Origin of the sequence: Streptacidiphilus jiangxiensis, from assembly GCF_900109465.1 — a bacterium.
In the GTDB taxonomy this organism is placed as follows: Bacteria; Actinomycetota; Actinomycetes; order Streptomycetales; family Streptomycetaceae; genus Streptacidiphilus; species Streptacidiphilus jiangxiensis.
Genome location: NZ_FOAZ01000019.1, coordinates 14,411 through 25,036 on the forward strand (window position 1 = coordinate 14,411; position 10,626 = coordinate 25,036).

At 71.9% G+C, this 10,626-nt stretch carries 6 protein-coding genes, 1 other RNA gene and 1 pseudogene; 6 read left to right on the top strand and 2 right to left on the bottom strand.

Annotated features, from left to right (window positions below):
• Nucleotides 1-4 precede the first annotated feature (4 nt).
• A complete protein-coding gene (locus tag BMY61_RS30430; protein ID WP_042457597.1) occupies nucleotides 5-1,108 on the top strand; it encodes an S-adenosylmethionine:tRNA ribosyltransferase-isomerase in 1,104 nt (367 codons plus the stop codon).
• On the opposite strand, the gene BMY61_RS30435 is transcribed toward BMY61_RS30430, so the two are convergent.
• Together BMY61_RS30435 and BMY61_RS30440 are read right to left on the bottom strand one after the other, a co-directional pair.
• A complete protein-coding gene (locus BMY61_RS30435; RefSeq protein ID WP_082015539.1) occupies nucleotides 1,098-1,868 on the bottom strand; it encodes an MHYT domain-containing protein in 771 nt (256 codons plus the stop codon). The genes BMY61_RS30430 and BMY61_RS30435 overlap by 11 nt on opposite strands.
• Before the next feature lie 91 nt (nucleotides 1,869-1,959).
• Nucleotides 1,960-4,596 carry an FHA domain-containing protein gene (locus BMY61_RS30440; protein ID WP_042457535.1) on the bottom strand — a complete coding sequence of 879 codons (2,637 nt, stop codon included), beginning with the start codon at nucleotides 4,594-4,596 and terminating at the stop codon, nucleotides 1,960-1,962.
• Between the two features lie 211 nt (nucleotides 4,597-4,807).
• Here BMY61_RS30440 and BMY61_RS46580 point away from each other — a divergent pair, with 211 nt between their 5' ends.
• The 5 genes and pseudogenes from BMY61_RS46580 (at nucleotide 4,808) to thpR (ending at nucleotide 10,596) form a co-directional block, all read left to right on the top strand.
• The gene (locus BMY61_RS46580) at nucleotides 4,808-6,628 is read left to right on the top strand and encodes a streptophobe family protein (protein ID WP_083555227.1); all 1,821 of its coding nucleotides are present in this window, start codon (nucleotides 4,808-4,810) and stop codon (nucleotides 6,626-6,628) included.
• Nucleotides 6,629-6,678: 50 nt separating this feature from the next.
• Complete coding sequence (locus tag BMY61_RS30450) at nucleotides 6,679-8,133, top strand: RNB domain-containing ribonuclease (protein WP_042457532.1); 1,455 nt, start codon at nucleotides 6,679-6,681, stop codon at nucleotides 8,131-8,133.
• A gap of 51 nt (nucleotides 8,134-8,184) precedes the next feature.
• Nucleotides 8,185-8,588, top strand: an RNA gene (rnpB, locus tag BMY61_RS30455) — RNase P RNA component class A.
• A gap of 531 nt (nucleotides 8,589-9,119) precedes the next feature.
• Nucleotides 9,120-9,473, top strand: a complete 354-nt coding sequence (locus BMY61_RS46585; protein WP_075004123.1) for a CHAT domain-containing protein — start codon at nucleotides 9,120-9,122, stop codon at nucleotides 9,471-9,473.
• Between the two features lie 520 nt (nucleotides 9,474-9,993).
• Nucleotides 9,994-10,596: pseudogene (gene thpR / locus BMY61_RS30465) on the top strand (RNA 2',3'-cyclic phosphodiesterase).
• Nucleotides 10,597-10,626: the final 30 nt, after the last annotated feature.

The following is a 10,626-nucleotide window of genomic DNA, read 5'->3' on the forward strand; positions in this document are numbered from 1 at the left end:
GTTCGTGGACGGGCTCGGCGACTGGCAGCTGCCGCCGGAGCTGGAGGCGGACGCGCCGCCCGAGGAGCGGGGCGGCAGCGGCCGGGACGACGTGCGCCTGCTGGTCGCGCGACAGCCGACGAACTCGACGCCACTGGTGACGCACCACGCGTTCCGGGAGCTGCCCGCGCTGCTGCGGCCGGGCGACGTGCTGGTGGTGAACACCTCCCCGACGCTGTCGGCGGCCGTCGACGGGCGGATCACCGAGACCGGCGAGCCGGTGGTGGCGCACTTCTCGACGCGGCAGCGCGAGAGCGAGTGGGTGGTCGAGCTCCGTTCCCCCGACGGTCGGGGCAGCACCCGCCGGCGCCCGCACGACGGCTCGCTGGTGACGGTCCGGCTGACCGGCGGCGCGCGGCTGAGTCTGGTGGCGCCGGTGGACGGACAGGACGGCGGTTCCCGCCGGCTGTGGCGGGCCTGCTTCGCGGCGGCGGAGCCGCTGGCCTACCTCGCGCGGTACGGACGACCGATCAGGTACGCGTACACCAGCGCCGACCGGCCCTCGGACGCCTACCAGACGGTCTTCGCCGAACCGCTGGCCTCTGCGACGGCGGGGAGCGCGGAGATGCCGAGCGCGGCCCGGCCGTTCACGACGGAGCTGGTGACCCGGCTGGTCGCCCGCGGCGTACTGGTCGTGCCGATCACGCTCCACACCGGGGTGGCCTCGATCGAGTCCCACGAACCCCCGTACGCCGAGTGGTTCACGGTGCCGGAGGTGACGGCGCGGGTCGTGAACGGCGCGCGGGCGGCAGGCTCCCGCGTCGTCGCGGTGGGAACGACGGCCGTGCGGGCGCTGGAGTCGGCGGCCGACCCGGACGGGACGGTGCGGGCACGGTCCGGCTGGACCGAGCTGGTGATCACCCCGGAGCGCGGGGTGCGCGTGGTGGACGGGCTGCTGACCGGCTTTCACGAGCCCCGCGCCTCGCACCTGATGATGCTGGAGGCGGTCGCCGGACGGGCCCTGCTGGACCGCAGCTACGCCGAGGCGCTGCGCGAGGGCTACCTGTGGCACGAGTTCGGCGACCTGCACCTCATCCTCGCCGAGGAACGGGCGGCGTCTACGGGATGAGTTCAGGCTCCGGCCCGCTCGCGCGGGCGGTCTCGGTCGGGGACATCGTCACGATGATCGCGCCGGCGGTCAGGAAGACCGCGACACCGACGGCCAGCGGCAGGATGAACTGCGAGGCCGGCAGACCGCCGGTGACGGCCCGTCCGTCCAGGTGGACCGTCACGGCCGCCATGGCGGTGTAGTGCATCGCGACCACCGCGACGCCGGCGACCAGGGCGGAGCCGAGCGCGGCGATCAGCCCGCGCACGTTCAGGGTCATCCACAGCGCCGTCGTCGACGCGGCGACCGCGATGACCACGGAGGCCAGCACCAGCAGCGGGTGGTAGGAGACGCTGCCCTGCACCTGCATCGCGGCCATGCCGAGGTAGTGCATCACCGCGACGCCGACGCCCATCAGCGTCCCGCCGACGAGCAGCGTCGGCAGGCCGCGCGGCCGGTAGCCGACGTGGACGACGCCGATCCCGACGACAACGATCGCGAGCAGAAGACTCGCGATGGTCACCGGTACGTCGTAGACGATCGTCGATCCGGTGACGGTGAATCCGAGCATCGCGATGAAATGCATGGTCCAGATACCGCAGCCGATCGCGGAGGCGGCCAGGAGCAACCAGCCCAGACGGTCCTTGGACGGAAGGTCCAGTGCGCGCACGGTGCAGCGCAGGCCCAGCGCGGCGCCTATGGAGGCGATCGCGTACGCGAGGACGGGATTCACCAAACCGTAGTGAAAGCCGTCGAGATGGGCCATGGTGGCGGAATTCACGACCGGTCCTGACTCGAAAACGGGAAACGAAAGCGGGGAGCGGCCGAGACAATACATCCCGGACGCTCCCCGCTCCACATACGGTCAAGAACTAGCGGCTGCGCATGACCTCGGGCTCGTGACGGCGCAGCAGGCGGGCCACCAACACGCTGCAGACCACCCCGAGCAGCACCAGCACGCCGACGTCCATGCCCCACTGGGCGATGGTGTGCGTCCACAGCGGGTCGTTGACCGGCTTGCCGTCCGAGCCGAGGCCCTGGATCTGCAGCAGGTTGATCGAGGCCGCCTGCGCGGCGACCGCCCAGCGGGAGGGAACCAGCCAGGCGAGCTGCTCCAGGCCGATCTGGCCGTGCACGGGGATCAGCGAACCGCAGAAGACGACCTGGATGATGGCGATGAGCACCAGCAGCGGCATGGTCTTCTCGGCGGTCTTCACCAGCGCGGAGACCACCAGACCGAGCGTCATCGAGGTGATGCCGAGCAGCATCACGACCAGGACCAGCTCCGGCAGCGCCGTGCCGGAGACCAGCAGGCCGCCGCTGGGCAGCTTGCGCGGCAGCAGGCCGATCATGGCGACCATGACGGACTGGAGCGCGGTGATCGCCCCCAGCACGATGATCTTCGACGCGACGTAGGCGGAGCGGGAGAGGCCGACGGCGCGTTCGCGCTCGTAGATCACCCGTTCCTTGATCAGCTCGCGGACCGCGTTGGCGGCGCCGGTGAGGGAGGCGCTGACGGCGAGCAGGAGCAGGACCGTGGCCGCGTCGTGGTTGCCGGCCTGGGGTGGATCGGACGGGCCGAGGCCGAACTTGGCCGGGATCGCCGCGCTCATCGCACCCATGATCAGCGGTAGCGCGAAGAGCAGCACGACGTAGCCGCGGTCGGCGGCGATGACCGAGACGTAGCGGCGGACCAGCGTGGACAGCTGCGAGCCCCAGCTCTGCTGCTTGGGCGGCTGCGTCTGGTGCTGCTGTATCCCCGCGGACTGGGCCTGCACGGCGTCGACGTCCGCCGCGTACATCTGGAAGTGCACCGAGCCGCGGAAACGGCCCTGCCAGTCGTGCTCGGCGTGGTTCTCGAAGGCCTGGAAGACGTCGGCCCAGGTCTCGCACTGGAAGAAGTGCAGCGCCTCCTTCGGCGGGCCGAAGTAGGCGACGGAGCCGCCCGGGGCCATCACCAGCAGCCGGTCGCAGAGCGCGAGCTCCGCGACGGAGTGGGTGACGACCAGGACGGTGCGGCCCTCGTCGGCCAGGTCGCGCAGCATCTTCATGACGTCGCGGTCCATGCCCGGGTCCAGGCCCGAGGTCGGCTCGTCCAGGAAGATCAGCGACGGCTTGGTCAGCAGCTCCAGCGCGACCGAGACGCGCTTGCGCTGGCCGCCGGAGAGGGCGGTGATCCGGTTGTCGGCGCGCTTCTCCAGGTGCAGCTCGACGAGCACCTCGTCGACGCGGCGCTTGCGCTCGCTCGCCTCGGTGTCGCCCGGGAAGCGCAGCTCGGCGGCGTACTCCAGGGCGGTGCGCACGGTCAGCTGCGAGTGCAGGATGTCGTCCTGCGGGACCAGGCCGATGCGCTGGCGCAGCTCGGCGAACTGCTTGTAGAGGTTGCGGCCGTCGTAGAGGACGTCGCCGCGGTCGGCCGGGCGGTAGCCGGTCAGCGCGCGCAGCAGCGTCGACTTGCCGGATCCGGAGGGGCCGATCACACCGATCAGCGACTTCTCCGGCACGGCGAAGCTGACGTCGTTGAGCAGGATCTTCTTCTGGCCCTTGTGCTCGACCTCGACGGTCAGGTGGCGGGCGGAGAAGGAGACCTCACCGGTGTCGACGAACTCCTCGAGCCGGTCGCCGACCAGCCGGAAGGTGGAGTGGCCGACGCCGACGATGTCCTGGGTTCCCAACACCTGACGGGAGATCGGCTGACCGTTGAGGTAGGTGCCGTTGTGGCTCTCGAGGTCGACGATCTCGTACCGGCCGTCGGTGAGCTGACGCAGCTCGGCGTGGTGGCGGGAGACCGACAGGTCGGAGACGACCAGGTCGTTGTCGAGGCCGCGGCCGATCCGCAGGGTCTTCAGACCCGCCGTCAGGTTGCGCACCATGGTGGGGTTGCGCGCGCCGTAGACCGGCTCCGGGTAGGCCTGCGCGGCGTAGCCCTGGCTCGGCTGCGGTTGCGACTGCTGGGCGAGCGGCTGCTGATAGCCGCCCTGCTGCGGGAACTGCTGGTGCGCGGGCTGCTGGGGCTGCTGGGGCTGCTGCTGCGGGTAACCACCCTGCTGCGGGAACTGCTGCGGCGCGGGCTGCTGACTCTGCTGCTGGCTCTGCTGCGGGTAGCCGCCCTGCTGCGGCAGCTGTGGCTCCTGGCCCGGCTGGACGCGGGCGGTCTGCTGGTCGTACCAGTCGGCGCCGGCGCCCTGGCCGGGCTGCGCCGCCGGCACCGCACTGGGCAGACCCGAGAAGGAGAGCCTCGGACCGTTCTCGGCGTTGCCGAGCGCGATCACCGTCCCGTTCCCGAGGTACGCCTGCGTGGTGCGCCGACCGTCCTGGAACGTGCCGTTCGTGCTGCCCAGGTCCTGGAAGAGCCAGGCGTTGCCCGCGAATGAGATCGTCGCGTGCTGCCACGACACACGGGCGTCGTTGATCGTGAAATCGCACTGTGGATTGCGGCCCACGCTGTACGTACGCCCGGGATCCAGCGTCGACCGCTGCCCGTTGAGTTCAAGTACCAACTGCGGCACTGTTGCCTGCCCCACCTGTAGTCCCCCGAGGTTGCCCCGCTTGCCAGGGGCAGTGTAGGGATGCCGAACGACTGGGGGAATCATTCCAGCTCGGTCACCGTCTTCAGAACCGGAACCGTCCTGCTGACGCCGGACCGTGACCGTGTGGCAACCTGACGCCTGGGGGCGGACGTTGCGGTCGTTCGCGTGACGCGCGGGAATGGTGGACGAAATGACGGTGTACCAGAGCGGCCGCCCGGTACCGGGCGGGCCGCGACCGAGTGGCGGCGGGACGCTGGTGGGTGGCGTCGTCTCCGCTGCGATGTCGGCCAGTTGGGCCTTCGTGGCGATGGCGGCAGTTGGCGCTCTCGGGGTGCACCTGCTCGGCCTGGACGCCCACGCAAACCTCGGCCCGGTGACGGCTGCCCTGGTGGCGATGGCCGTCGGCGGGAAGATCAGCCCGACCGGTGACGTGTCGGTCTTCGGAATTGACGCGGCGGCAGCTCAGGGCTCCATCGACATCATGCCGCTGGGGCTGACGCTGGTCGGCGCGGTGGTCCTGGGGTGGTTGTTCACCCGTTCGCTGCGGCGGGTAGCCGTTCTGACGGTCGGTGAGCTCGCTGCGCGCGCGGGCGGGGCGATCGTCGCGTTCATGGTGCTGCTGGCGATCGTGGCGTGGTCGGGCAACGGCACCGTGTCGGTGGACATCTCCTCGCTGACCGGCGGCTCCGGTTCGGGCGGGTCCGGCGGATCCGGAGGCTCGGGCGGTGGTGACGATCCGTTCGGTGGCCTCGGCAGTCTCGGCGGACTGATCGGCGGAGCGGTCGGCGGCAACACCAAGCCGACCGTCGGCTTCAAGGTCGACCTGGCGCCGACACTCGGCATCGGCCTGCTGTGGGTGGTGGTCGTGCTGGCCTTCGCGGTGGTGGCGGCCCGTCGCGCCCCGCTGCCGGTCGGCTGGCAGGGCCTGGCGCGCACCGCGCGCCCCGTCGCCTCGGCGATCACGACGGTCTACGTCGGCGCCTGCCTCGTGGGCGCGCTCGCGGGCATCGTGGTCGGCCTGACCGGCAACGGCGGCGCCAAGACGATCGGCGGCGTGCTGCTCGGCACCCCGAACGGTGTCTTCCTCGCGATCCCGCTCGGCATGGGCGTCAGCCTCTCGGGCAAGGCCTCCGGCCCGCTGACGCACTTCCTGCCCGCCCCGGTCAACACCTTCCTGGCCGGCGGCCAGGGCAAGACGATCACCGTCTCGTCGTTGGCCGCGCAGGACGGCCGGATCTGGCTGCTGCCGGTCGCGGTCGTGCTGATGCTGCTCGCGACGGGCGTCTTCGCCGCCGTCCGCACCCCGCGGCGCGCCTCGACCGCCGAGCCGCTCGGCGCCGAGGTCGGCGGCGCGGCGGTACGGCTCGGCGTCGCGCTGCTCGTCGTCACGCCGGTGCTGCTGGCCCTCGCGGACGTCACCGTGAACGCAAACCTGTCGGTCTTCGGCTTCGACGCGGTGGGCGCGGGCCTGAGCGTCACCGGCAACGTGGCGCTGGCGCTGGGGCTCGGACTGGTCGAGGGCGCGGTGATGGGCGCGCTGGGCGCGCTGCTGGTGCGCCGCTTCGCGGAGGCGAAGCGGGTCGGCCCGGCGGGCGGCGGCTTCGGCGGCGGTCCGGGTGGCGGCTTCGGTGCGGTGCCGGGCGGCGCTCCGGGTGGCGGCTTCGGTGCGGTGCCCGGCGGGCCGGTGCCGCAGGCGGGGCCGGCGCAGGGGCCGGGGGCGTACCCGCCCGCGTCGCCGTACCCGGCGGACCGGCCGGGTCCCTACGGGCCACCGGCAACTCCTCAGGCTCCTCCGGTTCCCCCCACTCCCCCGGCGCCGCCTGCGCCGGGCGGCTGGCCGCCCCCGCCGCAGCACCCGCAACACCCGCACCCGCAGAACCCCTACGGCGGGCCCGCGACTCCCCCTCCCCCTGCCCCTTCGCAGAACCCGTACGGCGGGCTGCCGCAGGGCCCGCAGCCGCCGCAGTCGCCGTCGCGGCCCCGGCCGGAGGACGACAACCCGTACCGCTGATCACCCGCTCGGGTTCGGGATCGTGGCACGCGCTGGCTAGGCTGGGGCGCGTGCCACGTCGACTGGTGAGCGTGAAGACCACCGGGGCCGCCCGGATCGAATCCGAGCTGGCCGCGTTGCGGGCCCGGCTGGAGCTTCCGGACGGGTTCTCCGCCGCGGTGCTGGCCGAGGTCGACGCGGTGTCCGCCGCCCCGCTCGGCCTGCCGGGCCCCGCCCGGGTGGACGCGACCGACCTGCCGCTGTTCACCATCGACCCGCCCGACTCGCGCGACCTCGACCAGGCCATGTACCTGGAGCGCCTGCCCGGCGGCGGCTTCCGCGTCCACTACGCCATCGCCGACGTCGCCGCGTGGGTCCGCCCGCGCGGCGCCATCGACACCGAGGCCCGCCGCCGCGTCGAGACGCTCTACTTCCCCGACGTCCGCGTCCCGCTCCACCCGGCGCAGCTCTCCGAGGGCGCGGCCAGCCTGCTGCCGGGCCAGGACGTCCCGGTCCTGCTGTGGCAGCTCGACCTCGACACGGACGGCGAGCTGCGCACCACCCGACTGCGCCGCGCCACCGTCCGCAGCCGGGCCAAGCTGGACTACGCGGGCGTGCAGAAGGCCCTGGACACCGGCACCGCCGACGAGGCCCTCGCGCTGCTTGCGGTCATCGGCCCGCTGCGCGAGGAGCGCGAGCAGGCGCGCGGCGGCATCAGCCTGCCGATCCCGGAGCAGGAGGTCGAGGAGATCCCCGGCGACGGCTACACCCTCGCCTACCGGGCACCGCTGCCGGCGGACAACTGGAACGCACAGATCTCGCTGCTGACGGGCATGGCCGCGGCGCGGCTGATGCTCGCCGGCGGCGTGGGCGTGCTGCGCACCCTGCCGGGCGCGCCGCCGTCCGCCATCGCCAAGCTGCACCGCGTCGCCCAGGCCCTGCGCGTCGACTGGCCGGACGACCTGCCCTACGCCCGCTTGATCCGCTCCCTCGACCCGCACCTGCCGGCCCACGCGGCCTTCCTCAACGAGTGCACGGGCCTGCTGCGCGGCGCGGCGTACACGGCGTTCGAGGGCACCGTCCCGGTCGATCCGGGCCACGCGGCCGTGGCCGCCCCGTACGCGCACTGCACGGCCCCGCTGCGCCGCCTCGTCGACCGCTTCGCCGGGGAGGTGTGCGTGGCCCTGGCGAACGGCACCGAGGTCCCCGCCTGGGCGCTCGACGCCCTCCCCTCCCTCCCGGCCCTGATGTCCGGCGGCGACCGCCGCGCCCACGAGGTCGAACGCGCCTGCGTCGACCTGGTCGAGGCCGCTCTGCTGACCGGGCGCGAGGGCGAGCTGTTCGAGGGCATCGTCATCGACGTCGACGAACGCCGCCCGGCCCGCGGCACCGTCCAACTCTGCGACCCGGCGGTCCGCGCCCCGCTGACCAACGGCGGCGGCCCGCTGCCGCTGGGCGAGGAGATCCGCGTGCGCCTGACCGAGGTCGACCTCAGCCAGCCCGCCGTCCGCTTCGCGACGGCGTGAGGGACGGCTGATCGCCCTCTCGGCTGCCGGTACCATGGTCACCACGGCGGACGAGCCGGCCGGGCGGTCGCGACGGGTCCCTCAGGGGATCCGCCGAGGAACGTCCGGGCTCCACAAGGCAGGGTGGTGGCTAACGGCCACCCGGGGTAACCCGCGGGACAGTGCCACAGAGAACAGACCGCCGGGCGCTTCGGCGCCCGGTAAGGGTGAAACGGTGGTGTAAGAGACCACCAGCGTCCAGGGCGACCTGGACGGCTAGGTAAACCCCACCTGGAGCAAGGTCAAGATGGGCGTCGGCAACGACGCCCTGCGCTGACGTCTGAGGGCTGCCAGCCCGAGTCAGCGGGTAGACCGCTTGAGGCGGCCGGCAACGGCCGCCCTAGATGGATGACCGCCTCCCGCGGCCCGGCAACGGACCGCGGAGACAGAACCCGGCGTACAGGCCGACTCGTCCGCCGCCTAGCCGCTGACCTGCGGAAATGGGCCACAGTGGCCCGTTGGCCCCGACAGGGGACGGCCCGCGCTGACCTGCGGTTTCCCAGGAGTTCCCTCCCGAATATGCACTGATTGTGCACTGGCTGGGGCATAGGTGAGCCGCTGCCGGAGTGAGGGCGCGCCGCTGGAGCGTTTCCGCAGGTCCCTCTCTGAGGCCAAGCCCTCGGTCGGCCTGGTCGGCGCCGCAGGCAGCGTGACGGGCGAGCAAGCCCGAGCTGAGCACGACCTGCGCCAGGTCATCGAGATCATCCGTACATTCCCCGGCTTCGAACGTTTCCTGTGCTCCAACGGTCTGGATGACATCATCCGCGCGACAGGTGGCCTCCCATTGGCGTACCTGGTGGTCCCGCGAACCGAACCTGGCAACCGCGCAACCGTGTCGACGCCGCAGGTGCAGTTGGTGGCTGTCCCAGAGGTCAGCAGTGTGTCGATTCTCGACCTCGTTCTGGGCGGTCCATCAGGGCCGGGCTCCTCTCGGCGCAGAAGGCCCGGTGGCTCAGCGGTACCGTCTGACCGGTGCTGCCCTCCAACGACTGGACCAGCTCACACCGCTGCTCGCCCCGGTCTCCGAGCTGGTTGCCCAGGACCGCGCCCGGAAGGCTGTCGTCGTTCCCACTGGGCTGCTGGGCATTCTGCCCCTCCACGCCGTTCCCTGCCCGCCGTCGCATGCGCTGCTCGACGATGCCGGCACCGTCATCGTCGCCCCGTCCGCCGCGGTCCTGGCCCCCTCACGGGCCAAAGCCGCACGCACACTTCCCGAACTCAGACTGGTCGGGATCGCGGACCCCACCATCGGAGCCCGCACGGGGCAGCAGCGCCAAGTCCGCCCATCGGCGTGGTGCTGACCTCGCGGTCGCCGACATGCTGGCCGCCGGCTTCGTGCCGCAGAAACCGTACCCAGGGGTACTGGAGCCCTGGGAAAAAATCTGCACCCGCTGTGGCGACCTGGTGGCACCGAAACTGGCTAAGGTGCGGTCCGGACAACGCGGGTGCCGACGCTGCGGATACGACACGGTGTCAGCCGCCCTACGGATGGACGCGACCGAGGCGGTGAAGGTGACGAGCAAAGCGGGCCTCCGCCTTCGCCCGCCTCGGCTGGAACCTGCTTGGCACCCTCGACTTCCCCACCGGCTCCGAAGCACACGCCTTCGAGCGAGACTGCCACGAGCAGTTGGAGCAGCGTGGACTGAAGCCGTTCCTCAGCCCAGAGTCGATGGGTCGCCTCTGCGGGTACGGCGAGACCTACGATGCTGCCCTACTGCCGCCAGACGAGGCCCTGGCATTCGTCCTGGAGCGGCACTCGCACGTTCAATCGGGGCCGCCATGGACCGACCCGCAGGCGCAGGCGGGGCAGGAACACAAGGGATGCTAGAAAGCCCTGGTGACAGATCATCCCACCAGTCCTCGACCCTGCGCCTGTTCGTTGTGCCGGCCCCGCCAGACGACGCCAAGGACGAGCTGGCGGCCGCCCTGCAGCCCGCCTACGAGAAATACTCGCACCTGCGGTGGGCCCGGATCGAGGACTGGCACATCACCTTGGCGTTCCTCGGCGAGCTCTCGGTCACGACCGTCCCGCTCCTGCGACCGGCCCTCGCTCGGCTGGCCGCCGATCACCTGTCCCCGGGACTGCGCCTGAACGGCGGCGGGCACTTCGACGAGCGGCTGTTCTGGAGCGGGACCGAGGGGAGCTCGCCGGTCTCCACAGGCTCGCTGATGAGGTTCGCGACTCGGTGCGAGCCTGCGGCATCTCCTTCCAGCAGCGCCCCCTGCGCCCGCACCTGACATTGGCCCGAGACTAAACGCGGCCAGGAGACCGACATCCTGTCTGCATCCGCGGGCCTCGCCGACTTCACCGGCCGCACCTGGCAGGCCGAACGCCTCCACCTGGTCGGCAGCAACATCGGCCGCGGCCCCGGTGTGATCCGCTACCGCGACATCGGGGCTTGGCGGTTCGCCGGCAAATCCTGACCATGCCTGGCCGCCCACGGTTCGACTCGT

Excerpts from the sequence above, each read along its gene's own strand:
- BMY61_RS46580 (WP_083555227.1), top strand. The coding sequence starts at position 4,808 with ATGACGGTGTACCAGAGCGGCCGCCCGGTACCGGGCGGGCCGCGACCG.